The sequence below is a fragment of the Mesorhizobium sp. M1312 genome (genome assembly GCF_040318115.1).
Lineage (GTDB): Bacteria > Pseudomonadota > Alphaproteobacteria > Rhizobiales > Rhizobiaceae > Mesorhizobium.
Window position 1 is genome coordinate 101470 of sequence record NZ_JAMYLQ010000011.1, and the last position, 17778, is coordinate 119247.

The 17778-nt window shown below is 63.7% G+C and carries 15 protein-coding genes and 1 riboswitch; of the genes, 7 read left to right on the forward strand and 8 right to left on the reverse strand.

The window, feature by feature from the left end; all coding sequences use genetic code 11:
- Positions 1–522: 522 nt before the first annotated feature.
- The 4 genes from NKH36_RS15335 (at position 523) to NKH36_RS15350 (ending at position 5756) form a co-directional block, all read left to right on the forward strand.
- Positions 523–3918 (forward strand): helicase-related protein, encoded by a 3396-nt coding sequence (locus NKH36_RS15335; protein ID WP_352963044.1) that lies wholly within the window; start codon positions 523–525, stop codon positions 3916–3918.
- A 14-nt stretch (positions 3919–3932) separates the two neighbouring features.
- Positions 3933–4319, forward strand: coding sequence for an RNA-binding S4 domain-containing protein (locus NKH36_RS15340; protein WP_352963047.1), 387 nt, complete (start codon positions 3933–3935; stop codon positions 4317–4319).
- 150 nt (positions 4320–4469) lie between these two features.
- Positions 4470–4808 (forward strand): ferredoxin FdxA, encoded by a 339-nt coding sequence (fdxA, locus tag NKH36_RS15345; RefSeq protein ID WP_023762879.1) that lies wholly within the window; start codon positions 4470–4472, stop codon positions 4806–4808.
- 366 nt (positions 4809–5174) lie between these two features.
- Complete coding sequence (locus NKH36_RS15350) at positions 5175–5756, forward strand: CarD family transcriptional regulator (RefSeq protein WP_027152934.1); 582 nt, start codon at positions 5175–5177, stop codon at positions 5754–5756.
- Between the two features lie 197 nt (positions 5757–5953).
- Here NKH36_RS15350 and NKH36_RS15355 read toward each other — a convergent pair whose 3' ends face one another.
- From NKH36_RS15355 to NKH36_RS15370, 4 genes are all read right to left on the reverse strand, one after another.
- A complete protein-coding gene (locus NKH36_RS15355; RefSeq protein ID WP_352963048.1) occupies positions 5954–6727 on the reverse strand; it encodes an amino acid ABC transporter ATP-binding protein in 774 nt (257 codons plus the stop codon).
- Entirely contained in the window at positions 6724–7404 is a 681-nt protein-coding gene (locus NKH36_RS15360) for an amino acid ABC transporter permease (RefSeq protein WP_352963050.1), read from the reverse strand. Before NKH36_RS15360 ends, NKH36_RS15355 begins: the two co-directional genes overlap by 4 nt.
- A gap of 161 nt (positions 7405–7565) precedes the next feature.
- The gene (locus NKH36_RS15365) at positions 7566–8339 is read right to left on the reverse strand and encodes an amino acid ABC transporter substrate-binding protein (protein WP_352963052.1); all 774 of its coding nucleotides are present in this window, start codon (positions 8337–8339) and stop codon (positions 7566–7568) included.
- 14 nt (positions 8340–8353) lie between these two features.
- Positions 8354–8506: a hypothetical protein gene (locus tag NKH36_RS15370; RefSeq protein ID WP_352963053.1), complete on the reverse strand. Its 153-nt coding sequence runs from the start codon at positions 8504–8506 to the stop codon at positions 8354–8356.
- Positions 8507–8643: 137 nt separating this feature from the next.
- On the opposite strand from NKH36_RS15370, the gene NKH36_RS15375 reads away from it, so the two are divergent.
- A complete protein-coding gene (locus NKH36_RS15375; protein WP_192360880.1) occupies positions 8644–9507 on the forward strand; it encodes an RNA polymerase factor sigma-32 in 864 nt (287 codons plus the stop codon).
- A 141-nt stretch (positions 9508–9648) separates the two neighbouring features.
- Here the strand turns inward: NKH36_RS15375 and NKH36_RS15380 are convergent, their stop codons facing one another.
- The 4 genes from NKH36_RS15380 to thiB form a co-directional block, all read right to left on the reverse strand.
- A complete protein-coding gene (locus NKH36_RS15380) occupies positions 9649–11076 on the reverse strand; it encodes a M48 family metalloprotease (RefSeq protein WP_352963177.1) in 1428 nt (475 codons plus the stop codon).
- 297 nt (positions 11077–11373) lie between these two features.
- Positions 11374–12144, reverse strand: coding sequence for a thiamine ABC transporter ATP-binding protein (gene thiQ, locus NKH36_RS15385; RefSeq protein ID WP_352963055.1), 771 nt, complete (start codon positions 12142–12144; stop codon positions 11374–11376).
- A complete protein-coding gene (thiP, locus tag NKH36_RS15390; protein WP_352963057.1) occupies positions 12141–13760 on the reverse strand; it encodes a thiamine/thiamine pyrophosphate ABC transporter permease in 1620 nt (539 codons plus the stop codon). The genes thiQ and thiP overlap by 4 nt, the downstream gene beginning before the upstream one ends.
- A 263-nt stretch (positions 13761–14023) precedes the next feature.
- A complete protein-coding gene (gene thiB / locus NKH36_RS15395) occupies positions 14024–15037 on the reverse strand; it encodes a thiamine ABC transporter substrate binding subunit (RefSeq protein WP_352963059.1) in 1014 nt (337 codons plus the stop codon).
- Between the two features lie 43 nt (positions 15038–15080).
- A riboswitch (TPP riboswitch) is annotated at positions 15081–15195 on the reverse strand.
- Positions 15196–15298: 103 nt separating this feature from the next.
- Between thiB and NKH36_RS15400 the strand changes: the two genes are divergently transcribed.
- Together NKH36_RS15400 and NKH36_RS15405 are read left to right on the forward strand one after the other, a co-directional pair.
- Complete coding sequence (locus NKH36_RS15400; RefSeq protein ID WP_352963061.1) at positions 15299–15943, forward strand: thiamine diphosphokinase; 645 nt, start codon at positions 15299–15301, stop codon at positions 15941–15943.
- Between the two features lies 1 nt (position 15944).
- A complete protein-coding gene (locus NKH36_RS15405) occupies positions 15945–17765 on the forward strand; it encodes an ABC-F family ATP-binding cassette domain-containing protein (protein ID WP_352963064.1) in 1821 nt (606 codons plus the stop codon).
- Positions 17766–17778 lie beyond the last annotated feature (13 nt).

Sequence of the window (17778 nt, forward strand, 5' to 3'; positions counted from 1 at the left end):
CTGTTCACGACACAACATATTGGGGTGAACAAAACGGGAAATATCCGCCAGCGCCGATTCGTCGCCGTTTCGTTCCGGTTTTGACCGGAAGGTTAACGACAAAGGTCGAAACATCCCTCAAACCGTTAAGGCACGTTAGGAAAGATCAATAATTTCAGAAGGTTAGGTGACGCCTGCCGGCATGCGCCGATCGTTCATCGGCAGATGTTAACGACGCGTCCGCCCTGCATGAATCGGGCCAGTTCGGCGATTCAGCATGTGGTGAGACTTGCTGGTGAAAAACCCAGATGTAGCCGTGAACAAAACCTGAATCAGCACGAGTCAGCGATTCGTAGCTGATTTGTTCCAGACTCGTTCCAACTGTTAAATCAGGACCGGTTGACAACGCCAGACGAGAGCCTTCGAGCTGCCGTCGGAACATTCCGCTTTCGCTTCGCGCCCGAAATCCCTATGTGTCGCTTGTCACGCGCCGCCACGGGGCGCTCCCGACAACGCGAGGCGGAGAGCCTTATTTCCAGGTCGATGAACATCCAGCCGAAACACACTGAACCGCTGATCCTGTCGGGCCGCGACGTGACTGCCGTGCTCGGGCCGACCAACACCGGTAAGACCCATCTCGCCATCGAGCGCATGGTGGCGCATGAAAGCGGCATTATCGGCCTGCCGCTCAGGCTGCTCGCCCGCGAGGTTTATTCACGCGTCTGCGAGAAGGTCGGTGCTCACAAGGTGGCGCTCATTACCGGCGAGGAGAAGATCCAGCCCGACGGCGCCAGATATTCGGTCTGCACCGTGGAAGCCATGCCGCGCGAGACCGACGCCGCCTTCGTTGCTATCGACGAGGTCCAGCTGGCCGGCGATCTCGAGCGCGGCCACATCTTCACCGACCGCATCCTGCATCTGCGCGGCCGCCAGGAGACACTGCTGCTCGGCGCAGCCACCATGCACGGCATCCTCCAGCGGCTGCTGAAGGGCGTGTCGGTGGTGACGCGGCCACGGCTGTCGCATCTCGCCTATGCCGGCTCGAAGAAGCTCACCCGCCTGCCGCGACGCACGGCGATCGTCGCCTTTTCCGCCGATGAGGTCTATGCCATCGCCGAACTGATCCGCCGCCAGCAGGGCGGTGCGGCCGTTGTGCTCGGCGCGCTATCGCCCCGCACCCGCAACGCGCAGGTGGCGCTGTTCCAATCGGGTGATGTCGACTATCTGATCGCCACCGATGCGATCGGTATGGGCCTCAACCTCGATCTCGATCATGTCGCCTTCGCCCAGAACCGCAAGTTCGACGGCTACCAGTACCGCAATCTGACGGCGGCCGAGCTCGGCCAGATCGCCGGCCGCGCCGGCCGGCATTTGCGCGACGGAACCTTCGGCGTCACCGGCCAGGTCGATCCGTTGGACGAGGAACTGGTCAAGAAGATCGAAGCGCATGATTTCGACCCGGTGAAGGTGCTGCAATGGCGCACCGCGCGTTTCGATTTCGCCAACCTCGACGCGCTGAAGCGCTCGATCGAGACCAACGCGCCGGTTGAAGGCCTGACGCGCGCGCTGCCGGCGGTGGATGCCCAGGCGCTCGAGCATTTGTCCCGCGACGAGGACATTCGGGCGCTTGCCACCGACGCCAGGCGCGTGGCGCTGTTGTGGGAGGCCTGCGCCCTTCCCGACTACAGGAAGATCGCACCGGCCCAGCATGCCGACCTGATCGCCTCGATCTATATGGACCTTGCCAGGTATGGCCATGTCGACGAGAATTACATGGCCGAGCAGGTCCGCCGTGCCGACGCCACCGAGGGCGACATCGACACGCTGTCGCACCGGATCGCCCAGATCCGCACATGGACTTTCGTTTCCAACCGGCCCGGCTGGCTGGCCGATCAGGCACACTGGCAGGAAAAGACGCGCGAAATCGAAGACAGATTGTCGGATGCGCTGCATGAGCGGTTGACGAAACGCTTCGTAGACCGCAGGACTTCCGTCCTCATGCGGCGCCTTAGAGAAAATACCATGCCTGAAGCCGAAATCAGTCCAACCGGAACCGTCCTCGTCGAAGGCCATCATGTCGGCGAGTTGCAGGGGTTCCGCTTCACCGCCGACCAGAGCGCCGGCGGCGAGGACGCCAAGGCGGTGCGCACAGCAGCCCAGAAGGCGCTTGCAGCCGAATTTGAGGCGCGGGCCGAACGCTTCGGCGCCTCGGCCAATGGCGACATCGCGCTCGGCTCCGATGGCACGCTGCGCTGGATCGGCGCGCCGATCGGCACGCTGGTCGCAGGCGACGAGCCGTTGAAGCCGCGCCTTGTGCTGCTGGCCGACGAGCAGCTCACCGGACCCGCCCGCGACAAGGTCGCGGCGCGCGCCGAGCGCTTCGTCAATTTCCAGATCGAGTCCCTGCTGAAGCCGCTGGTCAACCTCAAGAACGCCGAGCAGATCACCGGCATCGGCCGCGGCATCGCCTTCCAGCTTGTCGAGCATTTCGGCCTCATCAATCGCCGCGACATCGCCGAGGAGATGAAGTCGCTCGACCAGGAAGGCCGCGCTGCCCTTCGCCGGCTCGGCGTGCGCTTCGGCGCCTACCACGTCTTCGTGCCCGCGCTGATCAAGCCGGCCCCGGCCGGACTGGTGACGCTGTTGTGGGCGCTGAGGAACGACGGCAAGGACAAGCCCGGATTTGGCGACGTGGTTCACGCGCTGGCCTCCGGCCGCACCTCGGTGGTCATCGATCCCACCTTCGACAAGGCCTTCTACAAACTGGCCGGCTACCGCAATCTCGGCCGTCGCGCGGTGCGCGTCGACATCCTCGAACGGCTGGCCGACCTGATCCGGCCCGCAACCAACTGGAAGCCGGGCCTCGGCCAGCGCCCCGACGGCGCCTATGACGGTCAGTCCTTCATGGTGACGCCGCCGATGATGTCGATCCTCGGCGCTACGGCCGACGACATGGAAGAGATTTTGAAAGGCCTCGGCTACCGGGCGGAGCCGAAGCCGGCAGTGGAGGTAAGGGCGCGGCTCGAGGCACAGGACAATGCCGCGCGTGAAGCCGCCGTGGCCAAGCAGGCGGCGGAAGAAGCCGAGCAGGCCAAGGCAGCGGAAGCCGCGATTGCGGACGCAGCCGCCGCGGCTCCGGCCGAGAGTTCGGAGCCGGATGCGGCTGCCGTGGCAGAGGCCGCAGCCGAAGTTTCCGCGGAACCCGCCACCGAAGCGGAACCTGTCGCGGAAGCTCAGCTGGAAACTCCGGCTGAGGTCACGGAGGAGGAGCTGCCTGCAGCCGAAGTGCCTGCGGTATCAGCGGCTCGGCCAGAGGCAGAACCCGAAGCCGCCGAGGTTGAGGTCGCACCGGCAGGGCCGGCTTCCGAAGCCTCGCCTGCAATGGAAGCGATATCGGCCGAACCTGCCGCGACGGCGGAAGCCGCCACCGTCGAGGCTGCTCCAGAGGCCGAGAAAGAGCCTGAAGAGCCAAAACCCATCCTGTTGTGGCGGCAGGGCCGCTTCGACCAGCGCCCGCGCCACCGCCACCACGACAACCGGTCCCGTGACAAGGACAATCGCCCACGCAGCGGGCAAGCCGCGCGCGATGGCCGTGGCGACGCACCGGCAGATGCCACCGGCGGACAACCGGCCGGCGCTCCAGGCAGCCGGCCCGGACGCCGCGACGGCGACGGCAAGCCGCGTTTCGACCGCAGCAAATTCAAGCCCAAGCCCCAGGGCGAGACGGGAGAGCGGCGCGATGGCAAGCCGCAGGGCGAGCGTTCCGATCGTCGCGAAAGCCGGCCTGACTGGAAGGGCGGCAGGCAGGACGGCAAGGGTGGCGCGCCAGGTGGAAAGCCCGCGTTCCAGCCTAAGCCTCGCGAGGAGCGTCCCGTGCGCTTCGACCCGGATTCTCCATTCGCCAAGCTCGCCGCGTTGCGCGACCAGCTGAAGAAGTAAGTTCGCTCGCTCCGATGGTCGCCGAAGGCCGCCAGCGCATCGACAAATGGCTGTTCTTTTCGCGTGCGGTGAAATCGCGCTCGCTGGCAGCGAAGCTGGCGGTGGCCGGACGCGTCCGCATCAATCGCGACAAAGCAGCGCAGGCCTCCGATCTGGTCCGGGCCGGCGACGTCCTGACCATCACTCTCGAGCGGCGCATCTGCGTCTGGAAGGTGCTCGGCACCGGGAGCCGGCGCGGCCCCGCAGAGGAAGCGCGCATGCTCTACGAGGATATGTCGCCACCGCCGGTGCCAAAGGGCGAGGCCGTTGCCGATGCGATTCCCGCGCTGCGCGATGCCGGCAGCGGCCGCCCGACCAAGAAGGAACGTCGGGAGACCGACCGGTTGTTCGGCGACGACTGACGGTATAACCAGGTTTCGCCGCATCGCCCCTCTGGAATTCCATTCCGGAAACACCGGTATCGCGCGCAATGGCTGCCCTTGCAAGCGGCGGGCAAAGACGTTACCTCACCAAAAAAGCCCAACAAAAACGGGACGTCCCGGAGCCGACTGATGACCTATGTCGTGACCGACAATTGCATAAAATGCAAATACATGGACTGCATCGAAGTCTGTCCGGTCGACTGTTTCTACGAAGGCGAGAACATGCTCGTTATCCATCCCGACGAATGCATCGACTGCGGCGTCTGCGAACCGGAATGCCCGGCCGACGCGATCAAACCCGACACCGAGCCGGGTCTCGACAAATGGCTGCAGATCAACACCGAATACGCTGATAAATGGCCCAACATCACCGCCAAGAAGGAGCCTCCGGCCGACGCCAAATCCTTCGACGGCGAAGCCGGCAAGTTTGAGAAATATTTCTCCCCCGAGCCCGGCGAGGGCGACTGACAAGACCGCTGATTCAGTCAGCATAACCCCGCGAAAAAGGCATGGTGCATTAACTGCCTTGACAGGCGGCGATGGCGCATGGCCTTCGCGCGTGCAGCAAAACCTTGATTCTTCCGACTTTTTGTGCTACATCAACCAAACATGCCGGTGACACAACGTCGATTTATGGCGCAAACGCCCCAAATCACTGAAAGGTGAATTTCTCAATCCGGACCAGAGTGATCTGGGGCAGGCGGTCGCAAGTATGCGGTTTGCCGGCCTCGGCTTTTCCGGTGGGTTCATCGTTGTGCGGCTAACGATCGGTTACCCGATCGCGCGAGTTCGGCCGGCAGAATGCCGGTACCACACCAAGGAGTTCATGGCGTAATGGCAACTATCACCCCGCAGAAGAAGTCCAGCGCAGCGCGTCACGGTTTCAAGACCGGCGAGTACATCGTCTATCCGGCGCATGGCGTCGGCCAGATCGTCTCGATCGACGAGCAGGAAGTTGCGGGCCACAAGCTGGAACTGTTCGTCATCGACTTCCAGAAGGACAAGATGCGTCTGAAGGTGCCGGTTGCCAAGGCGACCTCCATCGGCATGCGCAAGCTGTCGGAAGAGGATTATGTCGATCGCGCGCTGAAGGTCGTGCAGGGCCGCGCCCGCGTCAAGCGCACCATGTGGTCGCGCCGCGCCCAGGAATATGATGCGAAGATCAATTCCGGCGACCTAATCTCGATCTCGGAAGTGGTGCGCGATCTCTACCGCGCCGATAACCAGCCGGAACAGTCCTATTCCGAGCGCCAGCTTTATGAGGCGGCACTCGACCGCATGGCGCGCGAGATCGCGGCCGTCAACCGCATGTCGGAAACCGAAGCGGTGCGCCTCATCGAAGTGAACCTCAACAAGGGTCCGAAGCGCGGCGCCAAGGCCGACAACGAAGAAGCCGAGCAGGAAGAAGCAGCCTGAGCGCTTCTCGCCTTCGAATTTGGAAAAACCCGGCCTCGCGCCGGGTTTTTTGTTTTTGGAGATCGAACGGCATCGCGCCGACGAACGGGCTTGCCTAAAGCGCGTCGCGTCTGAAGGATTGATGCGACGCGCTTTAAGTTCTTGTTTTTATGCATGTCGTTATCCCAAAACCGCTACGCACTTTTGGGCGACATGCATTAACCTTCGCCGCCGCCTTCCTTCTCCGCCTCCTGCTTCAGCGTCGCGATGAATCGCTTGGTTCTTTGCCGCTCCGGATTGCTGAACAGGACAGCGGCGGGGCCTTTCTCGACGATGGCGCCGGCGTCGAGGAACACCACCTCCTGCGCGATCTTGGAGGCGAGGCGCAGATCATGCGTCGCCATCACCATTGTGGTACCCTCACGGGCGAGCTTACCGAGCACGTCGACCACCTCCTGCGCCAGTTCCGGATCGAGCGCCGAGGTCGGCTCGTCGCACAGCAGCACTTTCGGCGACGGCGCCAGCGCCCGGGCGATCGCCACGCGTTGCTGCTGGCCGCCTGACAGGGTCGCGGGCCAGGCATCGGCCTTGTGCGCCATCCCGACCTTTTCCAGCAGAGCGAGCGCCCTCTCGCGCGCTCGCTCGACCGGCCATTTCAGCACGGTCACCAGCCCCTCCATGACATTTTCGATAGCGGTGCGGTGTGGGAACAGCTGGAAATTCTGGAACACCATCCCGGTCTGCAGCCGCAGGCGCTGGATGGCCCTGCCGGAAACCTTGCCGCCGGCATGGAATTCGAGCGCGTCGTCACCGATGCGCACTGTGCCCGAAGTCGGGATCTCGAGCAGGTTGATGCAGCGCAGAAGCGTACTTTTCCCGCCGCCCGAGGGACCGACAAGTGCTGTGACGCTGCCTTCCTCGATGGTGACGGTCACGCCCTTCAGCACAAGGTTGTCGCCGAAGCGCTTCTCGATGTCGGTGAGACCGATCATGAGCGCGCCTCCAGGAAGCCGCCGTAGCGGTTGAGCCGCTTTTCCAAGCGCGTCTGTAACGCCGACAGCACCGAGCTCAGCGCCAGGTAGAGAGCCGCCGCCTCGACATAGAGGATCAGCGGCTCATAGGTGGTGGCGACGATGCGCTGCGCCGCCTGGAACATCTCAGGCACCGTGATGGCGGCGGCCAGCGATGTATCCTTGACCAGCGAGATGAAGGTGTTTGACAGCGGCGGCACTGCGACGCGCCCTGCTTGTGGAAGAATCGTGCGTCGCATCGCCTGGCCCCAGGTCATGCCGATCGAATAGGCCGCCTCCCACTGCCCCTTCGGCACCGAGCCTATGACGGCGCGGATGATTTCCGACGTATAGGCGCCGATGTTGAGCGTGAAGCCGATCAACGCAGCTGAAAAAGCGTCGAGCAGGATGCCGACCGAGGGCAGGCCGTAGAAGATCAGGAAGAGCTGCACCAGAAGCGGCGTGCCACGGAAGATCCAGACGTAGAAGCGGACCACGGCGACCAGCGGCTTCGGTCCGAACAGCCGGATGAGCGCCGCAACCAGTCCTACGAAGAGACCGAATGCGAACGACAGCAGCGTGAGCGGCACAGTGAAGATCAGCGCGGCCCATAGCAGCGTGGGCAACGAGTCCAGCATCAATTGCAGCCAATGCGACACGAAAACCCTCCTTGCGAGATTGCCGCCCAAAAACCGGCCCGGCAGCATCGAGGCGCGATCATACGGTCGTCATATCACGCGAAAAGCGGCGGCCGTCAAAGACGGCTCGCCGCGACGCTTGCCAATGCAGGCCGACGACCGGCTCGCTCCGTGAAATGCGCTTACTTCGAAACGTCCTGGCCGAAATAAGTGTCGGCGATCTTCTGGTAGGTGCCGTCGGCCTTGATATCGGCCAGCGCCTGATTGATGGCGGCGATCAGTTCCGGATCGCCCTTGCGCACGAGGACACCGGAATAGTCGGCGTTTTCTTCCTGCGCGGCGATCTTCACATTGGCGTCGGGCTTGTGCTTCTTGAAATCGAGGAAGGACAGGCTGTCGTTGATGGTGGCGTCGGCGCGGCCGGTAAGAAGCAGCTGGATCGACTGGTCGAAACCATCGGTGCCGACGAGCTCGGCACCGTTGGCTTCGGCGAGCTTGCCGAAATTCGAGGTCAGCGACTGCGCCGCCTTCTTACCCCTAAGGTCGGCAAAGCTCTTGATGTCGGTACTGTCGCCGCGCACGATCAGCACCGCCTTGGAAGCGATATAGGGATCGGAGAAATCATACTTGGCCTTGCGCTCTTCGGTGATGCCGACCTGGTTGATGACGGCGTCATAGCGCTTGGCGTCGAGGCCGGCGATCAGCCCATCCCATTTGCCTTCTAGGAATTCGGCCTTGACGCCGAGGCGCTCGGCGATCGCCTTGGCGATCTCGACATCGAAGCCGACCAATGCGCCCGAGGCATCATGATAGGTAAAGGGGGCATAGGTACCTTCCGTGCCGACCTTGAAGACACCGGCCTGCTTGATCTGATCGAGATTGGCGCCGGCATGGCCTGATGTGACGGCCAGTACCTGCAGTGTTGCGGCGACGATAAGCGATTTGAGCCATTTCATTTTCTGTCATCCCGTCATTGGCCGGCGTCCGGCGCATTTGTGAGCGCCGGAAACTGACAGATGAAGGCTGGCGGAATAAGGAACCAGATTTCAAAAATGAGACGCTTTTGCACGCCAACCTGCCGCGGAGCGACCGCCGCATCGAGCTTTCGGGTAATGCCATCCACGCGACATCAGCGGCGGAACCATTCGCGCGCGTGGCACGTTTGTTGGCTGTTGTAGGGCGCGGCGTCGCCAATTCAACCACGATGCCAGCTCAGGGTTCGAGCGATCGCACCGCAACGCCCGGAACAGGGAGCGTGGCATGATGGAAGATACGGCAGGGCGAACCATGGTCCGCGCGGCGATGAAAGCCCCCTATCTCGAGCGCGACGAAGAGCATCTTCTCGCGCTTCGCTGGAAGGAAGACAACGACCAGCAGGCGCTGCACCAAATCGCCATGGCACATATGCGTCTGGTCATCTCCATGGCCTCGAAATTCCGCCACTACGGTCTGCCGCTCGGCGATCTGGTCCAGGAAGGCCATGTCGGCCTGCTGGAGGCCGCGGCCCGTTTCGAACCGGAACGCGAGGTGCGGTTTTCGACCTACGCGACATGGTGGATTCGCGCCTCGATGCAGGACTATATCCTGCGAAACTGGTCGATCGTGCGCGGCGGCACCAGTTCGGCGCAAAAGGCGCTGTTCTTCAATTTGCGGCGCCTGCGCGCCCGCTTGGCGAACGGTGCCGAGCCGATCTCGAATACCTCGCTCTACCGCGAGGTGTCGGTCGCGCTCGGTGTCTCCGAGGCTGACGTGGCGATGATGGACTCCCGCCTTTCGGCACCGGATAGCTCGCTCAACCAGCCGCTCGCCGACGATGCGGGCGCCACCGAGCGAATGGATTTCCTGGTTTCGGACGATCCCTTGCCGGACGAGGTCGTGGGCGACACGATCGATGTCGAACGCCGTTCTGTCTGGCTGAAAACGGCGCTCGGCGCGCTTAATGCCCGCGAGCTCAGGATCATCGAGGAGCGCCGGCTGAGCGACGAAGGCGCGACTCTCGAAGCCCTCGGCGAGGCGCTCGGCATCTCCAAGGAACGCGTCCGCCAGATCGAGGCACGCGCCATGGAAAAGCTCAAGGTGGCGCTGGTGAAGCAAAACCCCGAGTTTCTGGCGACCGCCGCCTAGGGGGTGCGTTGAGATTCAGGTTATGCCGAGCCGAAAACCGTGGTTTCCGAGAACCGGAGCGGAGCGTACTTGGGTACGAGAGCACCGGAAGCGCAGGAAACTGCCGTTTGCAGGCCGGCATCACCTGAATATCGACACACCCTATTTGTCGGTGATGATTTTGACCTTGTCGCCGGCCGAAACGGCTGCACCGGGCGACATCGCATTGAGCACCCTGAACAGGTCGAGCTTGCGGTCGACGCCGACCATCTGCGCGGCGAGCGAACCCATGGTCTGTCCGGGCCGCACCGTGACGACGCGGATATGCAGCGGCCTCAGCGCCGCTTTCTCGGCCGCGCTCAAGATACGGAAGGAGCCGCTGACCGAGCGCGCCACGGCATCCAGCGAGATGCTGGCGGAAGGGGCAGCCGTCAGCAGCCGGTAGACCTGGCCGCCGGCGCGGATCACCGCGATGTCGAACTGCCAGCCCTCGGCGCTGGCATGCGCCGTCGCCGCCTCGTTGCCATTGATCGTTTCCTGGCGCACGCTGCTTTCGTCGAGACCGGCCACCCAGCCGCTGCGAATGTAGTCGGTCAGCGAGCGGCTCTTGTCGATCGAAACGCCATCGAAGCGGATCGCTATGTCGCCTGGCCCGGTTGCCGTCACCGCCGCTGCCGAGTTGTCGATGATGAAGCCGTCGGGCACCGAGAACGACACGCCGAGCCCCGGATGCAGGAAGGTTTCGCCACGCACATAGCCCTCCTCCGGCGTGTCGCCATAGAGCAGGCCGTCTATGCCGGCGAGGAAGGCGTCGCGGTCGCGCGTGCCGACGCCGGGCGCGCCGAACTGGCGGGCGTGACGCTGCGCCAGGTCGATGCGCTGCGGCGTGTTGGGGTGCGTCGCCAGGAAGTCGAGACTGGCGTCGGTGGCGCCACTGATTGAACGGAAATCGGTGTAGGCCGACATGGACTGCAGGAAGCGGCCGGCGGCAAAGGGATCGAAGCCAGCCTCGCCGATCGACTTGATGCCGATGCCGTCGGCCTCCAGCTCCTGATTGCGCGAGAACTGGGCAAGCCGCAGCTTGCCGCGGATCAGTGCCGCCTTGGCGGTCGGGCTGTCGCCGAGCACATCCGAGACGACCTTGGTTGCAAACCCCTCCTCGGCCTCGAGCTGCTGGCGCTGCAAGCCGTGGTTTGCAGTGACGTGGCCCATCTCATGCGCGATGACCGCGGCGAGCTCGGCCGAATCGTTGGCCAGCGCCAACAGGCCGCGCGTGATGTAGAGATAGCCGCCCGGCAGCGCGAAAGCATTGACGTTGGGCGAATTGAGGATGGTGATGCGGTAGGTCTGGGTCGGGTTGGCCGACACCACGGTCAGGCTGCCGACGACCTTGGCGACCATACGCTCGAGCTTGGGATCGGAATACTCGCCGCCATAGGTGGCGAGGATGCGCGGGTGCTGCGCCTTCGCCATTTCGGCGAGCTTGCTATTGGCGGCGACGTTGTCGACCGTGATCGGTTTGCTGGAAGGCTGGAAGCCGGATTCCTGAACGTCCGGAGGCGTGAACATCTGACAGCTTGCCAGCGCCATGGCAAAACCAGCCAGCGCGAGGAGGCGCGCCAGCGGTTTCTTTCTCACTCTGTCGGTGCCGGTCGGCAGAACAGCTTCCTTTCGGGTCTCAGCACATGGCCCCGAAAATCGGGCATCGATTTTCAGAAAGGATCATGCGCACAATCAACTGCCACAGCGTCCTTCGCGGCCACGAGCACGCATGGCACCGCAGTGGCAAATCACAACCTATGCCGGACCAGTATCGGAGGACCTAGTCACACTACTTTGACCATGGCAAGCAAGCATCACATCGCCTGAAGCCGGTTTGGCCGTAAATTATGTCCGCTTCCGGGCAACATCTCGTGATCCCGCGCCAAACGGACCTGCACCGATATAGCGCCGGAAGGCTTCCGGTCCAGCCTTGGTAAAAAAATCGAAGACAGTCCCGGTTGCGGCAACCGTGCCATTGTCCAGGAACACGATGTCCTGGCCGATACGGTGGGCATCCTCCGGCTGATGCGTGACGAACAGCACCGTCATGCGCCGCTCCGCATGGACGCCGGCTATCAGATCAAGCATGTCGTCGCGCAACGCCGGTCCGAGCGAGGCGAACGGTTCGTCGAGCAAGAGCACCGGCCGGTCGCGCACCAGGACGCGGGCGAGCGCGACGCGCTGCCGCTCGCCACCGGAGAGTTCGTGCGGCAGGCGCTGTTGCTTACCGGCAAGGCCGACGCGCTTGAGTGCCGCTGCGATCGCAGCGTGATCGGTCTCGGTCAGCCTGAGCGACGGCGAGCGGCCAAGGCCGACATTTCTCTCGACCGAAAGATGGGCAAAGAGATTGTTTTCCTGGAACACCATCGACACCGGCCGCGCCGAAGGCGGTTTGGCGCCGAAATCGGCGCCGCCGATCAGCACGCGGCCCGATTGCGGCGTCTCGAAGCCGGCCACCAGATTGAGCAGTGTCGATTTTCCCGAACCGCTCGGCCCCATGATGGCGGTGATCTTCGAGGCGGCGAACTCGACATCGAGTAAAAACGACGCTTCGCGATAGCTGAACGAGACCTTTTCCAGCCGCACAGCCGTACCGTTTTCGCTGTTGAGCGTCATGATTTTTCTCCCCGCCCCAGCCAGTCCGCGGCCAGAACAAGCGCGAGACACACCAGGCCGAGCAGCAACGCCAGGCCTGCCGCGTCCATCGTGCGGTAACTGCCCATGCGCGCCAGCAAGAGATAAGGCAGTGTCTGCAGGGAGTCGCTGCCGAACAGGGCAATAACGCCGAGATCGCCGAGCGACAAAGCCATGGCGAATGCGAAACCGGTGGCGAGCGGCCGCCGCAGCGACGGCCAGTCGACCAGCCGGAACCGGTTCCAGCCCGAGATTCCAAGCAGCAAACAGAGCCGTTCGTGGCGTTCGCTCGCCGCATCATAGCCGGGGCGAATGGCGCGGATGGCAAACGGCATCGCCATTACCGCATTGACGGCGACGACCATGACAGGGGCGATGGCAAAGACGTCGCTGATAGCACGCAGGAGCAGGAACCAGCCGGCGCCGATGACGATGGGCGGCACGACGAGGACGAAGCCGGCGCCGGTGTCGGTGGCGTATTCGAGCAGCGTCTTGGCGCCAACGCGACGCCTCAAGGCCAGCGCCCGTCGTGCCATGACGAGCGACAGCGACAGCGCCACTGAAAGCAGCGCCGCCAGTAAGGCGAGCACGGCGCTGGTCAGTGTCGCTTGCCGCACCGCGCTCTCGCTTGCCAGCCGGCCGAGATCGGCGCCAAGGCCTGACGTCACCGTGGCCGCCATCGGCCCGGCGACGAACAGCAATGCCAGAACGATCAATGCTGTATTCAGCACGGTCTCGGCCGTGCCGGCCGAAAGATACCGGCGCGATGCCACCGGCAGATTGGCGTCGCCGACGGTGTTGGCGCCAAGCCGCGTCAATGCCAGCATAACGACGAAGGTCAGCGCGATCTGCAGCAGTGTCAGCGTCACCGAGCGGGCAGGATCGAAATCGAAACGCAACGCCTGGTAGATGGCGACCTCCAGTGTCGTCGCGCGCGGCCCGCCGCCCAGCGTGAGCACGATGGTGAAAGACGTGACGCAAAGCATGAAGACAAGCCCGGCGACGCCTGGCAGTGCCGCACGCAGCGTCGGCCATTCGATCAGCCGGAATGCGGGTCTGGCGCCCATGCCGAGCTGGCTCGCCAGCCGCCACTGGTCGGCCGGCACTGTCGCCAGCGCCTCAAGGAACAGCCGTGTGGCCAGCGGCAGATTGAAGAAGACATGGGCGACGAGGATGCCGGACAGGCCGTAAATGCCCGGCCAGCCCTGACCGCCAATCGCGGTGAGCACGCCGGCGAAATAGCCGGCACGGCCATAGAGAGCCAGAATGCCGAGTGCGGCGACGATGGCCGGCAGCGCAAGCGGCACGGCGAAGAGCTGCAGGATCAGGCCGCGACCAAAGAAGCGCGGATGCCGCGACAGCGCCCGCGCAACGAACAGCGCCGGCACGACGGAAAGCAGTGTCGACAGCAAAGCCTGCCACAGCGTGAAACGGGCGATACGGAAGAGGTAGGAATCGAAGGCCGACACGGCGCCGGTCGGGTTGCGTGTAGCTTCAAGGATGAGCCCGGCGAACGCTCCGCCGATCAGCAGCGCAACAGCGGCAAGCGCGATGGTGCCGGCGGTGACGCGGGGATCGGCAGGATATCCGGTATGCATGCCGCCCTGCCTGGTTCAACGATCGTCGAAGCAGAAAATATGGCTGAGGCCGAGTTCCCGCCCACCCCCCTCTGTCCTGCCCTCCTTGCCAGAACTTGGCATCTCCCCCGCAAGGGGGGAGATCGGCAACTTTACCCCCGCCTCAATCTTTCGGCTGTTGCGATTGGCGAAAACGGAAGTGACATCCGATCTCCCCCCTTGAGGGGGAGATGTCCGGCAGGACAGAGGGGGGCGCCGTAGAGTGATCATCTTTCAATCACAAGCTACTCGCTCATCACCGACAGCCATTCGTCGACCCAGGCCTTGCGGTTGGCGGCCACCTCTTCGGGGCTGAACAGCAAAGTCTTGGTCGGCTTGACGAGCTTGTCGAAGGCCGGATTGAGCGGCTTGTCAGTTTTGCCGGCAGGAAACATCCAGTTGTTCTCGGGGATGGCATCCTGGAATTTCGGCCCAGTCATGAAAGTCAGGAACTGTTTCGCCAATGGATTCTTCGCGCCCTTGGTGGTGATGCCGGCGACCTCTATCTGCAGATATTCGCCTTCCTCGAAGGACGCCGCCTGATAGCGCTCGGTGTTTTCGGCAACCATGTGGTAGGCCGGCGAGGTGGTGTAGGACAGCACCATCGGCGCCTCGCCCTTGGTGAAGAGGCCGTAGGCCTCGCTCCAGCCCGGCGTCACGGTGAGCACCTTTGCCTTAAGCTTGGCCCAGGCTTCCGGCGCCTTGTCGCCATAGACCGACCTCACCCACAACAGCAGGCCGAGACCGGGCGTCGAGGTGCGTGGATCCTGGATGACGATCTTCTCATCGGCATTGCCCTCGACCAATTCCTTCAGGCTCTTCGGCGGGGTCTTCAGCTTTTCGGTGTCGTAGACGACGGCGAAATAACCGTAGTCGAACGGCACGAAAATGTCATCGCTCCAGCCGCCCGGCACGTTGACATCGACTACGGCACCATGCGGCGAAAACAGGCCGGTGGCCTTGGCTTCCACCGTCAGATTGGTGTCTAGGCCGAGCACGATATCGGCCTTGGTCGCGGCCCCTTCCAGCTTGACGCGGTTGAGCAGGGCGACGCCGTCGGCGACCGCGACGAATTCGAGAGTACAGCCGCATTCGGCCTCGAAGGCCTTCTTGACCGCAGGGCCAGGACCCCAGTCGGCGGTGAAGCTCTCATAGGTATAGACAGTGAGTTTTTCCTGCGCGGATACTGGCCCTGTGCCGGCGAGAACGGACCCCGCAAGCAGCACTGCCGAAACAAGAGTGTATAAAAACGTGCGCATCGGCGCCTCCTTCGTCAGCGTTGAAAGGAATTGAGGCATCGGGCTGTCCGAAACGTCTAATCCCTCCGCCGGTACAAACCGGATCAGGTTCAGCGGGTTGGCATGGTTGCCTCTCAGCTGGTCCGCGAAGATCGCGTCCAGCACCCCGTTAGAGCGTTTCGACACATAGGCCCGGCCCACGTGCGGCGCAAGCGGAAGTTTGCCGAGCATCCGGGAACGCGGCCTTCCGTTTCACAAGCAGGGCTGGTAAGGGCCACGCATATGAGCAAATTCACCATCCTGCTTGGCGGCGATCTTATCCGCACGCCGCTGCTCGACCGCCAGGTCGAAGGCTCCCGTGTCATCGCCGCCGACGCCGGCATGAGCCATGCCCGGACGCTGAGCCTGACGCCGGAACTCTGGGTCGGCGACTTCGATTCGGTGCCGGCGGATTTGCCGGACGAGCTGGCCGCCGTGCCCCGCCAGGTGTTTCCGGCAGAAAAGGACAAGACCGACGGCGAACTGGCTATCGCCGCCGCGCTCCAACGCGGCGCGACCAGCCTCGTGCTCGCCGGCGCGTTCGGCGGCAAGCGCACCGACCACGCCTTCCTGCACCTGGCGCTCAGCGTCCGGCTGGCCGAGGCAGGGACGGAGGTGCTTTTGACCAGCGGCGCACAGGAAGGCATCCCCTTGCTTCGCGGAAAGACCGGCTTCGACTACGCCGATGGCACGCTGTTTTCGATTCTCGGCTTTTCCGACCTTTCCGGCCTGACCGTGACCGGCGCCAAATGGCCGCTGAACCATATCGAGATGACGTTCGGCTCGTCGCTGACCATTTCCAATGAGGTCAAGGGACAGCTCGAAATCGCGCTGGGCAGCGGCCGCGCGCTGTTGCTCGCCCACCCATTCCCCTTACCTGAAAGCTGACATGGCGCCGCCACTTCTCAATCTCGACGGGATAAAACTGACCTTCGGTGGCACGCCGCTGCTCGACGGGGCGGAGCTGACAGCGTCGGTGGGCGACAAGATTGCTTTGGTCGGCCGCAACGGCTCGGGCAAGTCGACGTTGCTCAAGATCGCTGCGGGATTTATCGAGCCGCAGGAGGGCGAGGTGTTCCGCCAGCCTTCGGCGACAGTGCGCTACCTGCCGCAAATGCCCGACATGGACGGTTTCGCCAGCGTCCGCGCCTATGTCGAGGCGGGGCTCGGACCCGCCGACGATCCCTACCGCGCCACCTATCTAATGGAGCATCTCGGCCTGTCCGGCGACGAGCGGCCAAACGATCTCTCAGGCGGCGAGGCGCGCCGTGCCGCCCTTGCCCGCGTCATGGCGCCGGAGCCGGACATACTCCTCCTTGATGAGCCGACCAACCATCTCGACTTGTCGGTCATCGAGTGGCTGGAGGAGGAGCTTGCCCGCACCTCTTCGGCGCTGATCGTCATCTCGCACGACCGCCGCTTCCTCGAGCGCGTGTCGCGCGCCACCGTCTGGCTCGATCGCGGCCAGACCCGCAGGCTGGACAAGGGCTTTGGCCATTTCGAGGAATGGCGCGACACCGTGCTGGAAGAAGAAGAGCGCGAGCAGCACAAGCTTGGCCGCCAGATCGTGCGCGAGGAGCACTGGTTGCGCTACGGCGTGACGGCAAGGCGCAAGCGCAACATGCGCCGGCTCGGCGAACTGCAGACCATGCGCCAGCGCTTTCGCGGTCATCGCGGCGCCGAAGGTGCGGCGACCATGGTGGCCAGCGACGCCGCCGAATCCGGCAAGCTGGTGATCGAGGCCAAGAACATCGAGAAGAGCTTTGGCGATCTTACCGTGGTCAAGGGCTTCTCGACCCGCATCCAGCGCGGCGATCGTGTCGGCCTGGTCGGTCCGAACGGTGCCGGCAAGACGACGCTGCTGAAGATGCTGACCGGTGAATTGAAGCCGGACTCAGGCTCGGTGCGGCTCGGCACCAATCTGGAGATCGCCACGCTCGACCAGAAGCGCGAGGCGGTCGACCCGGCTGAGACGCTGGCGCAGTATCTCACCGACGGCCGCGGCGAGAACCTTGTCATCAATGGCGAGCAGCGCCACGTCGTCTCCTACATGAAGGATTTCCTGTTCAAGCCGGAACAGGCGCGCACGCCGGTGCGCGAGCTTTCGGGCGGCGAGCGGGCGCGCCTGCTGCTGGCCCGTGTGCTGGCGCGGCCGGCAAATCTTTTGGTGCTCGACGAGCCGACCAACGATCTTGACATGGAGACGCTGGAACTGCTGCAGGAGCTGGTCGCCGGTTTCGCCGGTACCGTGATCCTGGTCAGCCACGACCGCGATTTTCTAGACCGCACCGTGACCAGCCTGGTCGCGCCGGACGGCGGCGGCCGCTGGATCGAGTATGCCGGCGGCTATTCCGACATGCTTGCGCAGCGCGGCGGCACTAGGCTGGACGACCGCAAGGCGCGGCCAAAGGCCGAGAACAGCGAAGCGGCGGCAGCAGCCAGGACCGAAGCAGCTGCGCCGAAGGGCCCGGCGAAGAAACTATCGTTCAAGCAGAAATTCGCGCTGGAATCGCTGCCGAAGAAGATCGAGGCGGTGAACGCCTCGATCTCACGGCTGGAGAACAACATCGCCGACCCGGCCTATTACGAGCGCGATCCGGTCTCGTTCCAGAAGACCATCGCCGCCCTAGACAAGGAGCGCGCCACGCTGGCGGCGCTCGAGGAGGAATGGCTGGAACTTGAAATCCTGCGCGAGGAGATGGAGGGGTAGGCGCTTCGCCGTT

What these genes read in the sequence shown, in the direction of transcription:
- NKH36_RS15335 (WP_352963044.1), top strand. Translation starts at nt 523, where the DNA reads ATGAACATCCAGCCGAAACACACTGAACCGCTGATCCTGTCGGGCCGC.
- NKH36_RS15340 (WP_352963047.1), top strand. Translation starts at nt 3,933, where the DNA reads ATGGTCGCCGAAGGCCGCCAGCGCATCGACAAATGGCTGTTCTTTTCG.
- fdxA (WP_023762879.1), top strand. Translation starts at nt 4,470, where the DNA reads ATGACCTATGTCGTGACCGACAATTGCATAAAATGCAAATACATGGAC.
- NKH36_RS15350 (WP_027152934.1), top strand. Translation starts at nt 5,175, where the DNA reads ATGGCAACTATCACCCCGCAGAAGAAGTCCAGCGCAGCGCGTCACGGT.
- NKH36_RS15355 (WP_352963048.1), bottom strand. Translation starts at nt 6,727, where the DNA reads ATGATCGGTCTCACCGACATCGAGAAGCGCTTCGGCGACAACCTTGTG.
- NKH36_RS15365 (WP_352963052.1), bottom strand. Translation starts at nt 8,339, where the DNA reads ATGAAATGGCTCAAATCGCTTATCGTCGCCGCAACACTGCAGGTACTG.
- NKH36_RS15375 (WP_192360880.1), top strand. Translation starts at nt 8,644, where the DNA reads ATGATGGAAGATACGGCAGGGCGAACCATGGTCCGCGCGGCGATGAAA.
- NKH36_RS15380 (WP_352963177.1), bottom strand. Translation starts at nt 11,076, where the DNA reads ATGGCGCTGGCAAGCTGTCAGATGTTCACGCCTCCGGACGTTCAGGAA.
- thiQ (WP_352963055.1), bottom strand. Translation starts at nt 12,144, where the DNA reads ATGACGCTCAACAGCGAAAACGGTACGGCTGTGCGGCTGGAAAAGGTC.
- thiP (WP_352963057.1), bottom strand. Translation starts at nt 13,760, where the DNA reads ATGCATACCGGATATCCTGCCGATCCCCGCGTCACCGCCGGCACCATC.
- thiB (WP_352963059.1), bottom strand. Translation starts at nt 15,037, where the DNA reads ATGCGCACGTTTTTATACACTCTTGTTTCGGCAGTGCTGCTTGCGGGG.
- NKH36_RS15400 (WP_352963061.1), top strand. Translation starts at nt 15,299, where the DNA reads ATGAGCAAATTCACCATCCTGCTTGGCGGCGATCTTATCCGCACGCCG.
- NKH36_RS15405 (WP_352963064.1), top strand. Translation starts at nt 15,945, where the DNA reads ATGGCGCCGCCACTTCTCAATCTCGACGGGATAAAACTGACCTTCGGT.